This window comes from Serratia sp. T13T92 (assembly GCF_047530105.1).
Lineage (GTDB): Bacteria > Pseudomonadota > Gammaproteobacteria > Enterobacterales > Enterobacteriaceae > Chania > Chania fonticola.
The window spans coordinates 170,166-186,601 of sequence record NZ_JBLJAK010000002.1 but is presented as its reverse complement, the minus strand read 5'-3'; the positions used below and the strand labels follow the sequence as shown (position 1 = coordinate 186,601).

Sequence of the window (16,436 nt, the reverse complement as noted above, 5' to 3'; positions counted from 1 at the left end):
ATTGTAGAGGCTTAGCGGCGTGGGTGAAAGGCGATTATGCTTCCGGCGGCGCAAACCAGGCAGATTTAAAATCGAACCAGCCGAGGGTATTCATCCGAACCCCACGCATGCTGCGTTGACCATGCAGTTGCAGCCAGTGGTGGAATAACGGATGCAACTGATGGCTGCTGACCAGGCGCTGGCAAAACTCGGCCATGGACAGGCTATTTTCCCGCCACTGAGCGGCATCCTGCGCGATATCCTCCGTCAGACAGTGTTGGATCAACGGTAGTTCATACAACGTGGCAAACAGCGAAAACTCGAGCGGCAGGGTGAAGTTGGCGCTGCCTAACCACAGATCGCTTTGGGCCTTGCCCTTATGCCAGGCTTCATAATCCACGACCTGCACATTGAGTTTTATGTCCTGTTCAGCCAGTAGAGAGGCGATAGCCTGCTTGATCGCATGGAACTCGGAGTGTTCGCTGTAGAAGGTCAGAGTCAATTCGGTTAAGCCAGCAGGCTTGGGTTGCTGCCCCAATACGCGGTTATGCAACCAGCGCGGGAGAATGCCATAGGCCGGAGCCCAGTAACGCTGGTAGAGCGGCCCGGCGTGGCTCAGCAGCGCGATCGGGTTGATCAGTTCGCTTAGCCAACTGCGGATTTCCGGATCGGCCGCCAGTGCCGAACGCTGGTCGAACAGCAGAAAATAACAGCCTTCTTCCAGGCGGCTTTCCAGCTCGTTCCTACCGGTATCATCCCCCTGCAGCTGGACGCCGGAGTGCGCCAGCTCTTCGGTGATTTCCGGTAATACCCAGATGTTGACCTCATCGATCAGGGCACGATAGCCAAAGTAGTCGTCAAAGGCATGGATTTTCATCTGGCTTTGGTTGTTGTGTATCACGCGATAGGGGCCGGTACCGATCGGATGGCGGGCAAAGTCCGGCAAACTCTGCCATTCGCGCGGCAGGATCATGGCATGTACGCTACTAAGCAGCCAGGGCAGCCAGTAGTCCGGCGTGTGCAGATGCACATCGATGACATAGGGCGTAGGCGAGTCGATCCTGTCGATATGTGAAAATAGCGGTTGTGGGATCAGGCGGTTGAGCGAATGGATCACATCTTCCATTTCCAGCTCACGGCCATGGTGAAAATGGATCGCCGGACGTAGATAAAAGCGCCAGTGCAAAGGGGTGATCGTTTGCCAATGATGCGAAAGATCCGGATCCAGTTCCCCGTTTTCCTCGTTTACCCGCGTCAGGCCGTTGAAAATCTGTCTTGCCAGGTGGGTTTCTGAACGGCGCAGTGCCGAGCCGGGCAACAGATTGTAAAGCTGACGATAGTAAAGCACGCGCAGGATATGTTTCCCCTGGCGGAAGCTGCGCCCCAGCTGGGAAAGCAGCATTTGGCGCACCACGTCTTTATCGCCCACCAGTTGGACCAGTTGGTCGATGCGATCCTGTTCCAGCAGTTCCTCGGCGCGTTGTTGTTGCAGTGCCAATCCGGTGTAATGAAAGCTGAGCTGCGAACGCTTACCCCGGCCGGATTCGGCCTGCCAGGTCAGCCAGCCCTCGTGCTGCATGGCTCCCAGTAGCGAACGAACATGGCGGCGGGAACAGCTGAGCACCTCCGCCAATTCTTGCAGCGTAGTTTCGGTGGTTTGGCCATGGCAGCGTTGCCACAGGCGGATGAACTGTTGTTGCAGGCGTGAGGTGGACATAAAAGAGGAACTCTCTGGCATCAAGTCGTCAATTTATCTTTCCCTATATTACGCCGATAATGATTACAGTTGAAACAGCGGGGGGATAGCCAATGACAGTTCTGTTAGCCAAACAGTTTTATCAGCGTTATTTCACCGCGATCCGCCGCCAGCAGGCCGATTGGCTGCAGGTGGTACCTGAACAGGCGCGACTGGAGATGCTGGCCCATTTGACCCAGTGGGACATCGCCACGCTGAGCGACAAGCAATACCGTGAGCGTATCTGACGTTCACCGCAAAGTGTTTCTGAGTAATGGTGCTTTTCACCAGCCAGTGGGGCAACCCACTGGCATTTTTATCTGCCGTCTTTACTTCCTTCGGCAATTTTCCTTCTGTAGCATAGCCTTCTTTATTTCTGGATAGGGATATCGCCATGAGTTTCAGACGCTGGTTGCCGCGCCGTTTTAATCCCGTTTTTGCCGCCTTCTTGTTGATAGCCTTCCTGACCGGCATTGCCGGAGCGCTGCAAGCCCCCACGCTGAGCCTGTTTTTGACCACCGAGGTAAAGGTGCGCCCGTTATGGGTGGGTATGTTCTATACCGTGAATGCCATCGCCGGGATTGCCGTCAGCTTCCTGTTGGCCAAGCGTTCGGATACCCGTGGCGATCGGCGCAAGCTGATCCTGGTGTGCTGTGCCATGGCGGTGGGCAATAGCCTGTTGTTTGCGTTCAACCGTGATTATCTGACCTTGATCACTGCTGGTGTATTGCTGGCCGCGATTGCCAATACCGCCATGCCGCAGATTTTTGCCCTGGCGCGTGAGTATGCGGACAGCTCGGCACGTGAAGTAGTGATGTTCAGTTCGGTGATGCGTGCTCAGCTTTCACTGGCCTGGGTGATCGGTCCCCCGCTGTCGTTTATGTTGGCACTGAACTACGGCTTTACCGTGATGTTTATAATTGCGGCGGGGATTTTTGTCGTCAGCGTGCTGCTGGTGTGGCTGATATTGCCTTCGGTGCCCCGTGCCAACGTTGAGATCAGCGTAGATTCTCCGCCTATCGCGCCAATCAGCGCCTGGCGCGATCCCGATGTGCGCCTGCTGTTTGTGGCCTCGATGCTGATGTGGACCTGCAACACCATGTATATCATCGATATGCCACTGTACATCACTGCCGATCTGGGCTTGCCAGAACGGCTGGCAGGTTGGCTGATGGGCACCGCGGCCGGGCTGGAGATCCCGGCTATGCTGCTGGCGGGGTATTACGTCAAACGCTTTGGTAAACGCAATATGATGCTGTTTGCGGTGGCGGCAGGCGTACTGTTTTATGCCGGGTTGGTGCTGTTCAAGTTCCAGTCGGCCCTGATGGTATTGCAGTTATTCAACGCGGTGTTTATCGGCATCGTTGCCGGGATCGGCATGTTGTATTTTCAGGATCTGATGCCGGGGCGGCCCGGTGCTGCGACCACCATGTTTACCAACAGCATTTCGACCGGGGTGATCCTGGCCGGTGTACTGCAAGGCGCGCTGGTGGAAAACTTTGGGCACTATGCGGTTTACTACCTGATTACCCTGCTTGCCATCCTGGCGCTGTGGATGTGTGCCAAAGTTCGCGAAGTGTGAGCTGTAACACCCGGTTAGTTGATACATATCATTGAGAAAACTGCTCCATTCTCACTAAGATAAACGGACTCAGAGCGTGAGCTTCACGCTCTTATCCATCTTGCTATTGAGATGCCGATCCCGTTGATAAAAGTGGGTATGTTATGGATAAACTAACGCCGCTCAAACCTGTTCCCTCCCTCTGTGCCGTTATCGTCGCTCTGCTGATCTGGTTTGTGATCCCTGTACCCGAAGGGGTGGCACCGAATGCCTGGCATTTGCTGGCGCTGTTTATTGGGACCATCATTGCCATTATCGGCAAGGCGATGCCGATCGGCGCAGTATCCATCATTGCCATTGCGCTGGTGGCCGTGACCGGAGTGACCAACCCTGGCAAGCCGGGGGCAGCGCTGGACGATGCACTGAGTGGGTTCTCCAATCAACTCATCTGGTTGATCGGTTTCTCGATCATGATCTCCCTGAGCCTGAATAAAACCGGCCTGGGATCGCGCATTGGCTACTACTTTATCTCGCTGTTTGGCAAAAAAACGCTGGGGATCGCCTATGCGTTAACCCTGGCGGAAACCGTGCTGGCCCCGGTGACGCCGAGTAATACCGCCCGTGGCGGCGGGATCATTCACCCGATAATGAAATCGATAGCGGACAGCTTTGGCTCCAAGCCCGAGCTGAACACCTCCGGCAAGATTGGCCGCTACCTCTCGCTGGTGAACTACAACATCAACCCGATCACCTCGGCGATGTTTATCACCGCAACTGCGCCTAACCCGCTGATTGTCAATTTGATCGCCAAAGGTGCCGGTTCGGAGTTTGAACTGACCTGGGGTATGTGGGCGGTAGCGGCGCTGGTACCGGCGATTTGTTCGCTGATCGTCATGCCGCTGGTAGTTTATTGGTTGTATCCACCTGAAATCAAAAGCACCCCGGATGCGCCATTGTTTGCACAAGATAAGCTGCAAACTCTGGGGCGGATAACCCTGCCAGAGAAAATCACGCTGGGTGTGTTTGCCCTGTTGCTGGTGATGTGGGCCGGGGTTCCGGCGATGATTTTTGGCCCCGCACTGGCGGTTAACCCAACGACGGCTGCGGTGATTGGTTTGGCGATCCTGCTGGCAACTGGCGTACTGAGCTGGGACGACGTGCTGAAGCACAAAGGGGCCTGGGATACCGTGGTCTGGTTTGCCGCCTTGGTGATGATGGCGACCTACCTCGGCAAACTGGGTCTGATTGCCTGGCTGTCACAAACGGTAGGTTCGGGTATCGATCATATGGGGATGAGCTGGGTCGGGGGGACCATTCTGCTAACGCTCGTCTATCTCTATTCGCATTACTTCTTCGCCAGTACCACCGCGCACGTGACCGCCATGTTCGCCGCGTTCTTTGCCGCAGGTATTGCCCTTGGTGCGCCTCCGGCTCTGCTTGGCCTGATCCTGGCCTTCTCGTCTTCGCTGATGATGTCGTTAACCCATTATGCTACCGGTACCGCGCCGATCATCTTTGGGTCGGGCTATGCCACCCTGGGGGAATGGTGGAAAACCGGCTTTATCATGAGCGTGGTCAACCTGCTGATCTGGGCGCTGATTGGTGGGGTATGGTGGAAGTGGTTAGGCTATTGGTGATTTTGATGAAAGCCTCACCCGCCGGGCGGCGTGTGAGGCTGAGGTTTAGTTCAGAAACGCCGGTTGCTGCGCTTCGTAGCGGGAAATCTCCGCTTCGTGCTGCAACGTCAGGCCAATGCTGTCCAAACCGTTAATCATGCAGTGGCGGCGGAAGCTGTCGATCTCAAACGGGTAGCTTTTGCCCCCGGCGTTCACCGTCTGGTTTTCCAGATCGACCACGAACTCCGTGCCTTCGTGTTCTGCCACCAGCTTAAACAGAGTATCCACATCCTGTTCGCTCAGCGTGACCGGCAGCAGCTGGTTGTTGAACGAGTTGCCGTAGAAGATATCCGCAAAGCTTGGTGCAATCACTACCTTGAAGCCGTAATCAGTCAGTGCCCATGGTGCGTGCTCACGGGATGAGCCACAGCCAAAGTTTTCCCGGGCTAACAGGATGCTGGCCCCTTTATAGCGCGGAAGGTTCAGCACAAACTCAGGATTTGGCTGCTGACCCGCATCGTCCAGAAAGCGCCAGTCGTTGAACAGGTGCTGGCCGAAACCGGTGCGGGTGACTTTCTGCAGAAACTGCTTCGGGATAATGGCGTCGGTATCGACGTTGGCCGCGTCCAGAGGCACCACTAAGCCGGTATGTTGAGTAAATTTAGCCACGCTGGTGCTCCTTAGTGCAATTCACGGATGTCGGCAAAATGGCCGGTAACGGCAGCAGCGGCGGCCATCGCCGGGCTGACCAGATGGGTACGCCCACCGCGGCCCTGACGCCCTTCGAAGTTACGGTTGCTGGTTGAGGCACAGCGTTCGCCAGGGTTCAGACGGTCGTTGTTCATAGCCAGGCACATGGAGCAGCCTGGCAGACGCCATTCGAAACCGGCTTCGATAAAGATCTTGTCCAGACCTTCCTCTTCCGCCTGCGCTTTGACCGGGCCGGAGCCAGGCACCACAATCGCCTGCACGCCTGCGGCCACTTTACGGCCTTTGGCAATGGCGGCGGCTGCGCGCAGATCTTCGATGCGTGAATTGGTGCAAGAGCCGATAAACACTTTGTCGATTGCGACGTCAGTCAGTTTGATGCCGGGTTTCAGATCCATATAGGCCAACGCTTTTTCAGCCGAGGCACGTTCCACCGGATCGCTAAAGGAATCAGGGGTTGGGATCGCCTGATCGACCGCGATAACCTGCCCAGGGTTGGTGCCCCAGGTCACCTGTGGTGCGATATCTTCCGCCCGCAGGGTGATGGTGGTATCAAATTTGGCTTCGGCGTCGGACTTCATGGTGCGCCAGTAGGCCACGGCCTGCTCCCAGTTTTCCCCGGTAGGAGCGAACTGGCGGCCTTTCAGGTAATTGAAGGTGGTGTCGTCTGGCGCAACCAGGCCCGCCTTGGCACCCATCTCAATCGCCATGTTGCACAGCGTCATGCGGCCTTCCATGCTCAACGCTTCGATAGCTTTGCCACAGAATTCAACGACGTGGCCAGTACCGCCAGCGCTGCCGGTTTTGCCGATCACGGCCAGCACGATATCTTTGGCGGTGATACCTTCAGCGGCATCCCCGGTGACTTCAATCTTCATCGTCTTGGCGCGGCCCTGCTTCAGGGTTTGGGTTGCCAGCACGTGTTCCACTTCCGAAGTACCGATACCGAACGCCAGCGAGCCAAAGGCACCGTGCGTGGCGGTATGGGAGTCGCCACAGACGATGGTCATGCCCGGCAGCGTCATGCCTTGCTCAGGGCCGATAACGTGCACAATGCCCTGGAAGGGGTGGTTCAGGTCATACAGTGAGACGCCGAACTCTGCGCAGTTCTTGATCAGCTCCTGCATCTGAATGCGGGCCATCTCGCCGCTGGCGTTGATGTCTTTGGTCTGGGTCGAAACGTTGTGATCCATGGTGGCAAAAGTCTTGCCCGGCTGACGCACTTTGCGCCCCATGGCACGCAGGCCGTCGAAGGCCTGTGGGGAGGTCACTTCATGCACCAGATGACGGTCGATGTACAGCAGCGGTGTCTCGTTTGGCGCTTCATACACCACGTGGGCATCGTATAATTTCTGATATAAGGTTTTGGCCATGATTTACGCCCCCTCAGCCACGAAGCGGGCAATGATATCGCCCATTTCATTGGTGCCGATGGCTTTGCCGGCACCTGCCAGATCGGCGGTACGGTAGCCCTGCTCCAACGCCTGATTAATGGCGCGCTCGATCGCATCTGCGGCTTCATCGGCGCCCAGGCTGTAACGCAGCAGCAGGGTGGCAGACAGAATTTGCGCGATCGGGTTGGCAATGTTTTTGCCCGCGATGTCAGGTGCGGAACCACCGGCAGGTTCGTACAGTCCAAAGCCTTGTTCGTTCAGGCTTGCAGAAGGCAGCATGCCCATCGAGCCGGTGATCATGGCGCATTCGTCCGACAGGATGTCGCCGAACAGGTTGGAGCACAGCAACACGTCGAACTGGGACGGGTCTTTGATTAACTGCATGGTGGCGTTGTCGATATACATGTGCGACAGCGACACATCCGGATAGTCCTTGGCGACCTGAGTCACGACTTCACGCCACAGGATGGAGCTTTGCAACACGTTGGCTTTATCAATCGAGGTGACGATGTTGCGGCGTTTGCGGGCGGACTCGAAGGCGATACGGGCGATGCGTTCGATCTCAAAGCGGTGGTAGACCTCGGTATCAAAGGCGCGCTCATGCATGCCCTGGCCTTCACGGCCTTTGGGTTGGCCGAAGTAAATGCCGCCGGTTAACTCACGTACGCACAGAATGTCGAAGCCACGCGCGGCAATATCGGCACGCAGTGGGCAAAAATCTTCCAGCCCTTGGTACAGGCGGGCTGGGCGCAGGTTGCTGAACAGTTTGAAGTGCTTACGCAGCGGCAGCAGCGCACCACGCTCCGGCTGCTCTGCCGGTGGCAGGTGCTCCCATTTGGGGCCGCCCACCGAGCCGAACAGGATGGCATCGGCCTGCTCGCAGCCGGCAACGGTCGCTGCGGGTAATGGGGTGCTGTGGCGATCGATGGCAATGCCACCGACGTCATATTCACTGGTAGTGATGCGGATACCAAAGCGTTGGCGCACTGCATCTAACACTTTATGGGCCTGAGCCATTACTTCCGGGCCGATCCCGTCTCCGGGCAAGACGGCAATGTGGTAAGTCTTAGTCATGTTCACACCGTTTCCTGATTATTTTGATGTTTGGTTTGCTGCAAGCGCTGCTTTTCTTTTTCTACTTGCTGAGAGCGCCAGATATTATTCAATACGTGGATCATCGCCTTGGCAGAGGATTCCACAATATCGGTTGCCAGGCCCACGCCATGGAAGCGGCGGCCATTGTAAGACACCACGATATCAACCTGGCCCAGCGCGTCGCGGCCCTGGCCCTTGGCGGTCAGTTGGTATTTCACCAACTCAATCGGGTAATCGGTAATACGGTTGATGGCTTGATAAACCGCATCGACCGGACCGTTGCCCGTGGCGGCTTCGGACTTCTCTTCGTCGCCACACTTCAGTTTGACCGAGGCGGTAGCCATAATGCTGCTGCCAGACTGCACGCTGAAGTATTCCAGGCTGAAATGCTCAGGCTCTTCCTGCTGCTTGTTGATAAATGCCAGGGCTTCCAGATCGTAGTCAAACACCTGGCCTTTCTTGTCGGCCAGCTTCAGGAAAGCCGCATACAGCACGTCCAGATTGTAATCCTGCTCCTTGTAGCCCATCTCTTCCATGCGGTGTTTTACCGCCGCGCGGCCGGAACGAGAGGTCAGGTTCAACTGGACATCTTTCAGACCGATGGTCTGTGGGGTCATGATTTCGTAGTTCTCGCGGTTTTTCAGCACTCCGTCCTGGTGGATACCGGAGGAGTGAGCGAAGGCGTTGGAACCGACGATGGCCTTGTTGGCCGGGATGGGCATATTGCACAGTTGGCTGACCAACTGGCTGGTACGGTAGATTTCCTGATGATTGATATTGGTGTGCACCTGCATAAAGTCTTGGCGCACCTTGATAGCCATGATCACTTCTTCCAGTGAACAGTTACCGGCACGTTCGCCGATGCCGTTCAAGGTGCCTTCTACCTGGCGGGCACCGGCCTGGACGGCTGCGATAGAGTTACCCACGGCCATGCCCAAATCGTCGTGGCAGTGGACGGAGATAATTGCCTTATCAATATTAGGCACGCGGTCGTACAGCGTAGTGATGATGCCGCCGAACTGGTTGGGCGTGGTGTAGCCAACGGTATCAGGGATATTAATGGTAGTGGCACCGGCGTTGATGGCGGCTTCTACCACGCGGCACAGATTATCAATGGGAGTACGGCCAGCGTCTTCGCAGGAGAACTCTACGTCATCGGTATAGTTACGGGCGCGTTTCACGGAGCGCACCGCCATTTCCAGCACCTGATCAAAAGAGCGCTTTAATTTGGATTCGATATGCAGGGTGGAGGTGGCCAGGAAGACGTGGATACGGAAGGCCTCGGCCACACGTAATGCTTCGGCAGCGACGTCAATGTCGTTATCAACACAGCGTGCCAGACCACAAACGCGGCTGTTTTTGATCTGGCGGGCAATGGTCTGTACCGACTCAAAGTCCCCAGGGGAGGAGACTGGGAAGCCGACTTCCATTACATCGACACCCATTCTTTCCAGCGCCATGGCGATCTGGATTTTTTCTTTAACGCTCAGGCTCGCCTGCAGCGCCTGTTCACCATCACGCAATGTGGTATCGAAAATAATGACTTGTTGGCTCATCGTGTTGTTCCTTGTCGTGTTTGTTTCACGCTAAGCGGGTAAAAAAAAACCCGCGCAGTAGCGCGGGTTTTGCAGATGATGGGCTGAATCAGCTTTGAACCCCGTCCACCAGCGTACCGCGCACATAAGATGCGTTTAGTAGTAGGCCTAGTAGACGGTGGGTACGGATCATGGCGGTCAGCTTCTCTAAAATTGTTTCGTTGCCTAATTTGATACTTTATTGGCCGGGGCATGTCAACACCTGATTAAAACAGGGGTATTGAAAAGCGTGGCACCAACGGGGATGGCGCTAGTTGGAAACTCGGTAAAATCCCCTAGGGCCAGCGCTAAATCCGCAGGTGATCGGGGGTTTATTAGCATAAATGGTTTGAAAGTGGCGCTGTCGCATTGATTAACAACACTACTCGGTTAACATTTATCGTTGGCGCAAAAAAGCAGCAGACATGGTTTGAGGGGGATGCTGACGTTGCGGGTTTGGTATTCATGCTGTCAATTTGTTGTCTTTAATCTATTCGTTATTCGTATTTTTAGCACTGAACTGAGCGGCTACAATCAATTAAGTGATGCTAAAGAGACCTATTTTGCTTTTGCATGATTGTCCATTAACTCATTTTATGGTCTGATCCAGAGGTTGATGGGGGCCAAACAGGTATCCATAACTCAGGTGTTTTGCCTGCCAATTTTGTTTGTATGCCATCTGCGAGTTGCGAACCGATGTGCCAAGGCTACCTAACGACGAGCGATGCCTAATATGCACCGCTGTGACATATTTTTATAGGATGATGCCCGATTGCTATCTTACAAGGGTAGTCGAAAGGGATAACTAATTTCGCTGTGTGGGAATAACGTAGCGTGTCTTTTCCCGTTATTCCCCTGCGCGCTAGCGAGATTATCTACATGGGACTTAGTGGAGTTTGGATATGTCCGAATATAATTCAGGAACTGTCTTGAGGAAAGAAAACGGTGATATTCATTTGCGCAGTGTGGATCTTAATTTACTCACTGTTTTTGATGCAGTTATGCAGATGCAGAATATTACCAAGGCGGCAAATTCCTTAGGGATGTCGCAGCCGGCGGTCAGCAATGCCGTATCGCGTTTGAAGATCATGTTCAACGACGAGCTGTTTGTCCGCTTCGGCCGTGGCATTCAGCCTACCATGCGCGCCCGCCAACTTTTTGGCCCGGTACGTCAGGCACTGCAGCTGGTACAAAATGAGCTGCCAGGCGCTGGCTTTGATGCCCTGAGCAGCGAACGCCTCTTTGTGCTTTCTATCTGCAGCCCGCTAGATATTCGTCTGACAGCCAAAATAATCAACAACGTCAAGAGCATGGCTCCCAACGTGCAGATACAGACCAAGTCTTACATGAGCACTAACATCGAGCATCAGTTGCGCTATCAGGAGACCGAGTTTGTTATTGGCTATAGCCGCCTTGAACATCCCGAGTTTCAGGACATTGCCTTATTCGATGATGAATTGACCCTGGTTGCCGCGCAGTCTCACCCACGCCTGGTGGGTACCATTAGCCAGAAACAGATGCTGGCGGAGCAGCATGCCGTCATCGCATTAGAGCGTTTTTGTTCCTTTAGCAAACCCTACTATCTGGACGAAACCCTACAACGCAGTGTCACCCAGCAATGTACCGACCTGTTCAGCGTATTGAATCTAGTTGCCATGACCGAGATGGTAGCAATCGCTCCTCGTTGGTTTGCCCAGCAGCACGCACAAGCCTTGCAGCTAAAATTAATTCCGCTGCCTTGGGAGAGAAAAACCGCCACCTGTTATCTCTCCTGGCATGAGTCTGCCGAGCGTGATGAAGGCCATCAGTGGATGAAGTCCGTACTTAGCCAAGCGGGTGTATTGCGCTAATTAGTGATTTATTGGCCCAGCGCGCTTTCGAGTGCGTCGGGTTGATAATGGATAGCGCGAAACAATAATAAGAATAGGCTCAAGAAAAACTAAGATAATTCCGGTTAATAACGCCGTGGGAAATATCATTGACCCACGAGGGTTAATTAATTTGAGCGGGTGAAACTCTATTCTGCTCCAAACTATACTGTCGCTATTTTAACCTGGCACCTCTCCCTTCAGGTCGTCGATCCCACTTTGTCTGTTTGGCGTAAACCTTTTGCACTCCCTTTTGTCCAAGATCAAGAGAAATGAGCACAAGCGCGTTTTAGCTCACACTTCTACGCTGAAATCCCTTTTCCCACAGCCGGAGACTAGGTAGACTGCGAAAAAAAAGTAAACACGTGTAAGCTGAGATGTGAGAGCTTCCGCTCCAATCGCGGTTAACTGGTTGATTAATTTCAGGCATAGAGCGCTATGACCAATACCTTGCAGCATTACCATCAGGTCGAACGTATACAGCATCACATTGCGAACCGTGCCGAACATACGGCTTTCCGTCAGTGGTCCCCGCAGGGAGAAACACGGCTGACCTGGTCGCAGGTCGGGGCGCATATGCAACATATTGCCTGCGCCTTGCTGGCGCTGGGCGTTGAGGTACAGGAACGCATCGCGATTTTTGCCAACAACAGCATGGCCTGGTCGTTGGCCGATTTGGCGATCCTCGAACTGCGGGCGGTCAGCGTGCCGCTTTATGCCACCAATACCCCGGCTCAGGCGGCATTTATCATTAACGATGCCGATATCCGCATTCTGTTTGTCGGCGAGCAGGAACAGCTGGATGCCGCGATTGCGCTGCGTGGCGTATGCCCGCAGCTGACCCACATTATTGTCTTTGATGCTTCAGCCGATTTGCGCGGCTGTGAGATTGCTCAACACCTGCATCATTTCGAACGTCTTGCGGATATCGAGCGCTTCGATGCCCTGCGTCAGCAAAGAATTGCCGAGCGCGATTTGCAGGATTTGTTCACCCTTATCTACACCTCAGGCACCACCGGGGAGCCGAAAGGCGTGATGCTTGACTACCGCAATATGGCCGCACAGCTGCAGCTGCATGACGATCGCCTGACGGTGACGGCGGATGACGTTTCCCTGAGCTTCCTGCCACTGTCACACGTGTTTGAACGTGCTTGGAGCTTCTTTATCATGCATTCGGGCGCGCAGAACGTTTATCTGCCCAATACCGACTGGGTGCGGGAAGCGATGGCCGATGTCAAACCGACCCTGATGTGCGCAGTGCCACGCTTTTATGAAAAAATCTTCAGTGCGGTGCATGAAAAGGTCGCTCGTGCCCCTTGGCTGCGGCGTGCCTTATTCCACTGGGCCATCGTCTGCGGTGAACGCAAGTTCCTTCAGGAACGGGCTGGGAAACCGTTAGGCAAGCTGTTCGACCTCTCTCACCGCTGGGCTGACAAGCTGGTGTTAAGCAAGCTGCGCGGGATACTAGGGGGGCGGGTGCGCTTCTTGCCAGCGGCCGGTGCCAAGCTTGATGACAACGTCATTCTGTTCTTCCAGGCGATGGGCATTAACATCAAATACGGCTACGGCATGACGGAAACCTGTGCCACGGTCTCCTGCTGGGAAGAAAACAACTTCCGCTTTGGTTCGATCGGCAAGCCGTTGCCCGGCGTGGAAGTGCGCATTGGCGATGAAAATGAAATCCAGGTGCGTGGGCCAATCGTGATGCGCGGCTATTTCAATAAACCGCTGGAGACGGCCGATAGCTTTACCGTTGACGGTTGGTTGAAAACCGGCGATGCCGGCATGATCGACGATGGCGGCAACCTGTTTATTACCGAGCGGCTGAAGGATCTGATGAAGACCTCTGGCGGCAAATATATTGCGCCACAGATGCTGGAAGGCACCCTGGCGCAGGATCGCTTTATTGAACAGGTCGCGATCGTTGCCGATGCACGCAAATTTGTCTCCGCGTTGATCGTTCCGAGCTTCGAGTCGTTGGAAGAGTATGCCAAATCGGTCAATCTGAAGTATCAGGATCGGCTCGAACTGCTGCGCAACAGCCATATCATCGAAATGTTCGAAAAGCGTTTGCGGGAGATGCAAAAAGAGTTGGCCCTGTTTGAGCAAGTGAAGAAATTTACCCTGCTGCCAGCCGCCTTCTCGATGGAGTTGGGGGAACTGACCCCGACGCTGAAACTGCGCCGCAAGGTGATCCTCCAGCGTTACCAGCATGAGATAGAGTCGATGTATCAGGAAAAATGAGGGATAGACATCCCTCAACCGGTTCATTGTACGTAGGGGCGCCGCATGCTGCGCCCGATTAGCTTGCCTAATATAGTTCTGTAATTATCCCACTATGCAAAACAATGCCTAGCTGAATAACCTCTCAGCTAGTGCATAGTTTTGCCAAGCCGCGCATCTCCAGCCTGATGGCAATACCCTTGCCCACGATAAGCCATTTTGCCGTTTGCCTGCCCCATATTCTGACGCTATGTTAAGAGTCCAAAACGTCCATAAGATTTTTGGGGCCATGCCCCAGACAGGACAGGCGCTACGTTCCGGCGTCAGACAAGAGCAAGCTATGTAAGCCTGGAGGCAAACCCATGGAAATATTGTCAGGAGCCGAGATGGTCGTCCGATCGCTGATCGATCAGGGCGTTAAGCATGTATTCGGCTATCCGGGCGGGGCGGTACTCGATATCTATGATGCCCTGCACACGGTGGGGGGCATCGATCATATTCTGGTGCGCCACGAGCAAGGGGCGGTGCATATGGCCGATGGCTATGCACGAGCGACCGGCGAAGTGGGCGTAGTGCTGGTCACTTCCGGCCCAGGGGCCACCAACGCCATTACCGGCATCGCCACCGCTTATATGGATTCCATCCCGATGGTGGTGCTGTCTGGCCAGGTGCCGAGCTCGCTAATTGGTTACGATGCCTTCCAGGAGTGCGACATGGTGGGTATCTCCCGCCCGGTGGTAAAACACAGCTTCCTGGTCAAGCGTACCGAAGACATACCTTCCGTGCTGAAAAAGGCGTTTTACCTGGCTTCTACCGGCCGTCCTGGCCCAGTGGTGGTCGATCTGCCGAAGGATATCGTCGGCCCGGCGGTAAGAATGCCTTACGCGTATCCGCAGGACGTCAGCATGCGTTCCTACAACCCGACGGTGCAAGGCCACCGCGGGCAGATCAAACGCGCCCTGCAGACCATTCTGGCGGCAAAAAAGCCGATCATGTACGTGGGCGGCGGTGCCATCAATTCGGAGTGCCATGAAGAGTTGCTGCAACTGGCGGAAAAGCTGAACCTGCCGGTCACCTGTACGCTGATGGGGCTGGGGGCGTTCCCAGGGACTCACCGCCAAAGCGTCGGTATGCTGGGCATGCACGGCACCTATGAAGCCAACAAGACCATGCATCATTCCGACGTGATTTTTGCCGTTGGGGTGCGCTTTGACGATCGCACCACCAATAACCTGGCCAAATACTGCCCGGATGCCACGGTGCTGCATATCGATATCGACCCGACCTCCATTTCCAAAACGGTGGATGCCGATATTCCTATCGTTGGCGATGCCAAACAGGTGCTGACGCAGATGCTGGAACTGCTGGCGCATGAGGACAAAGCGCAGGATTTCGATGCGCTGCGTGACTGGTGGCAGTCCATTGAGCAGTGGCGCGCGCGCGATTGCCTGGGCTACAACAAAGACAGTGGCACCATCAAACCTCAGGCGGTGATCGAAACGCTGCACCGCCTGACCAAGGGCGATGCCTATGTCACCTCCGATGTTGGCCAGCACCAGATGTTTGCCGCGCTTTATTATCCGTTCGATAAGCCGCGCCGTTGGATCAACTCTGGTGGCCTGGGCACCATGGGCTTTGGCTTACCAGCCGCCCTTGGGGTGAAACTGGCACTGCCAGACGAAACGGTAGTGTGCGTCACCGGTGACGGCAGCATCCAGATGAATATCCAGGAGCTGTCCACGGCTCTGCAGTACAATCTGCCGGTGGTGGTGGTCAACCTCAATAACCGCTACCTGGGCATGGTGAAGCAGTGGCAGGACATGATCTATTCTGGCCGCCATTCACAGTCCTATATGGATTCCTTGCCGGACTTCGTCAAGCTGGCCGAGGCCTATGGCCATGTCGGCATCGCCATTCGTACCCCGGATGAGCTGGAAAGCAAGCTGGCGCAGGCGTTGGCTGAAAAAGAACGTCTGGTGTTTGTCGATGTGACCGTCGACGAGACCGAACATGTTTATCCAATGCAGATCCGCGGTGGAAGCATGGACGAAATGTGGCTAAGTAAAACGGAGAGAACCTGATGAAGCGCCGTATCTTATCAGTATTACTGGAAAACGAATCCGGTGCGTTGTCGCGCGTCGTCGGGCTGTTCTCTCAGCGTGGCTACAACATTGAAAGCCTGACGGTTGCTCCTACCGATGATCCAACCTTGTCGCGTATGACGATCCAGACGGTGGGTGATGAAAAGGTACTGGAGCAGATAGAGAAGCAGTTGCATAAGCTGGTTGATGTTCTCCGCGTCAGTGAACTGGTGCAGGGGGCTCACGTTGAGCGTGAAATCATGCTGGTGAAGCTGCAGGCTAGCGGCTACGGTCGTGAAGAGGTGAAACGCAGCACGGATATCTTCCGTGGCCAGATTGTGGATGTCACCTCGTCGCTTTACACCGTGCAGTTGGCGGGGACCAGCGACAAGCTGGACGCCTTCCTCAACGCCGTACGTGAAGTAGCGGAAATCGTCGAAGTGGCCCGCTCGGGGATTGTTGGCGTGTCGCGCGGCGACAAGATTATGCGCTGATAGCGGGTTTTCTGCACTGTATCCGGGGCGTGGCAGGTTTGCTGCGCCCTTTCTTTTTAATTTTTTGCCCATTTGCTGGCACCTTTGGGCGAAAGCGGTTGCTCGGCC

12 protein-coding genes are annotated in these 16,436 nt (G+C 55.0%); 7 read left to right on the top strand and 5 right to left on the bottom strand.

All coding sequences use genetic code 11. The features are described from left to right. Window positions 1–34 precede the first annotated feature (34 nt). Window positions 35–1,696, bottom strand: a complete 1,662-nt coding sequence (gene sgrR / locus ACMV5I_RS04500) for an HTH-type transcriptional regulator SgrR (RefSeq protein ID WP_121608680.1) — start codon at window positions 1,694–1,696, stop codon at window positions 35–37. A 92-nt stretch (window positions 1,697–1,788) separates the two neighbouring features. Between sgrR and sgrT the strand changes: the two genes are divergently transcribed. From sgrT to ACMV5I_RS04485, 3 genes are all read left to right on the top strand, one after another. Next, window positions 1,789–1,962, top strand: coding sequence for a glucose uptake inhibitor SgrT (gene sgrT, locus ACMV5I_RS04495; RefSeq protein ID WP_071784394.1), 174 nt, complete (start codon window positions 1,789–1,791; stop codon window positions 1,960–1,962). 146 nt (window positions 1,963–2,108) lie between these two features. Further along, complete coding sequence (locus ACMV5I_RS04490; RefSeq protein WP_024483543.1) at window positions 2,109–3,296, top strand: sugar efflux transporter; 1,188 nt, start codon at window positions 2,109–2,111, stop codon at window positions 3,294–3,296. Window positions 3,297–3,439: 143 nt separating this feature from the next. Continuing rightward, a complete protein-coding gene (locus ACMV5I_RS04485; protein ID WP_414823762.1) occupies window positions 3,440–4,912 on the top strand; it encodes a DASS family sodium-coupled anion symporter in 1,473 nt (490 codons plus the stop codon). A gap of 45 nt (window positions 4,913–4,957) precedes the next feature. On the opposite strand, the gene leuD is transcribed toward ACMV5I_RS04485, so the two are convergent. Genes leuD through leuA form a run of 4 tightly spaced genes read right to left on the bottom strand, consistent with a single transcriptional unit; the run spans window position 4,958 to window position 9,644 of the window. After that, window positions 4,958–5,560 carry a 3-isopropylmalate dehydratase small subunit gene (leuD, locus tag ACMV5I_RS04480; RefSeq protein WP_024483541.1) on the bottom strand — a complete coding sequence of 201 codons (603 nt, stop codon included), beginning with the start codon at window positions 5,558–5,560 and terminating at the stop codon, window positions 4,958–4,960. An 11-nt stretch (window positions 5,561–5,571) separates the two neighbouring features. Next, window positions 5,572–6,972: a 3-isopropylmalate dehydratase large subunit gene (leuC, locus tag ACMV5I_RS04475; RefSeq protein WP_121608682.1), complete on the bottom strand. Its 1,401-nt coding sequence runs from the start codon at window positions 6,970–6,972 to the stop codon at window positions 5,572–5,574. A 3-nt stretch (window positions 6,973–6,975) separates the two neighbouring features. Next, complete coding sequence (gene leuB, locus ACMV5I_RS04470; RefSeq protein ID WP_024483539.1) at window positions 6,976–8,067, bottom strand: 3-isopropylmalate dehydrogenase; 1,092 nt, start codon at window positions 8,065–8,067, stop codon at window positions 6,976–6,978. Between the two features lie 2 nt (window positions 8,068–8,069). Next, window positions 8,070–9,644, bottom strand: coding sequence for a 2-isopropylmalate synthase (gene leuA, locus ACMV5I_RS04465; protein ID WP_021179308.1), 1,575 nt, complete (start codon window positions 9,642–9,644; stop codon window positions 8,070–8,072). A 920-nt stretch (window positions 9,645–10,564) separates the two neighbouring features. Between leuA and leuO the strand changes: the two genes are divergently transcribed. From leuO to ilvN, 4 genes are all read left to right on the top strand, one after another. Continuing rightward, window positions 10,565–11,512, top strand: a complete 948-nt coding sequence (gene leuO, locus ACMV5I_RS04460) for a transcriptional regulator LeuO (RefSeq protein WP_024483538.1) — start codon at window positions 10,565–10,567, stop codon at window positions 11,510–11,512. A gap of 456 nt (window positions 11,513–11,968) precedes the next feature. Beyond that, window positions 11,969–13,774, top strand: a complete 1,806-nt coding sequence (locus ACMV5I_RS04455) for an AMP-dependent synthetase/ligase (protein WP_414823761.1) — start codon at window positions 11,969–11,971, stop codon at window positions 13,772–13,774. Between the two features lie 341 nt (window positions 13,775–14,115). After that, complete coding sequence (ilvI, locus tag ACMV5I_RS04450) at window positions 14,116–15,834, top strand: acetolactate synthase 3 large subunit (protein ID WP_039995484.1); 1,719 nt, start codon at window positions 14,116–14,118, stop codon at window positions 15,832–15,834. Then, window positions 15,834–16,328: an acetolactate synthase small subunit gene (ilvN, locus tag ACMV5I_RS04445; RefSeq protein WP_021179312.1), complete on the top strand. Its 495-nt coding sequence runs from the start codon at window positions 15,834–15,836 to the stop codon at window positions 16,326–16,328. The genes ilvI and ilvN overlap by 1 nt, the downstream gene beginning before the upstream one ends. Window positions 16,329–16,436: the final 108 nt, after the last annotated feature.